Raw genomic sequence first — 952 nt, 5'->3', positions numbered from 1 at the left:
CGGCAAGCCGAAGATGGTTGTCAGCGACAACGGCAGCGAGCTCACCGGCAACGCCATCCTGACATGGGCTGATCAGAGCCGCGTGGCATGGCACTACATCGCGCCGGGCAAGCCCATGCAGAATGCCTTCATTGAAAGCTTCAACGGCCGGCTGCGCGATGAACTGTTGAACGAGACGCTGTTCATGTCGTTGGCCCAGGCCCGTGTCGCGCTCGGATGCTGGCGGGTCGATTACAACGAGGCACGACCACACTCGCAGCTCGGATGGAAGACGCCGTCCGAGTTCGCCTTCACCTGCCACCCGCGCCGGGAGCTGGCGCTGCGCTATGCCGAGGGCTCCGCGCCAGCTCCCGCCGCTGCCACCGCCCAACCGGGCAAATCCAACAGCCGGGGCGAACTCAGGACTGGATAAAACTTGGGGGCAAGGTCATCGGTCCACATCACGGATCGCGCTGATACTTGCAACTGTGCTTCTGTCGATACGCTACCCTATGCAGCGACGAGGCAGTGTATGACCGCGGCCTAACTCAAGGGTTTGTCTTCTTGAGACTATGGCGGCGAGCTCTCGCGGGAGCCAGAAGCGGCATTCCAAATCTGCCTCTCCGGCCTAACGCGTTCGCTACCGAATTGCATGCAGCCGCGTCTGACTTGTGCGGATTACGTCCGTCAACGATATGGGTGTTTGGTGTTGCCGCCGGAGAGCAGTAGCTTTACGCACCAGATGCTGCCCGCCGTCCAGGTCAATCGTCGCGAAGTCGGCGCGCCCATTGATATTCGTCGCGTCGGCTTCAATGGCGCCGCCGTATACGAGTCAATCACGTCGGGCAACGCGAATAATTTAGGCTCAACTCCGGCATTCCCGGAAAAATTCGCGCGATGGTGTTGTCGTCAATGATTTTTGCGCTCAACTGTACATTCGATGTCATGATGTCGTCTGCACACTTCGCAACCA

1 protein-coding gene is annotated in these 952 nt (G+C 59.7%); it reads left to right on the top strand.

All coding sequences use genetic code 11. The features are described from left to right. Nucleotides 1–412 (top strand): integrase core domain-containing protein (locus AC1D00_RS42925; RefSeq protein WP_477014895.1); only part of this gene is annotated, 412 nt, incomplete at its 5' end. Between the last annotated feature and the right edge of the window lie 540 nt (nucleotides 413–952).

It is taken from the genome of Bradyrhizobium sp. P2_E8, assembly GCF_056403875.1.
This window is presented reverse-complemented; position numbering and strand designations above follow the sequence as displayed.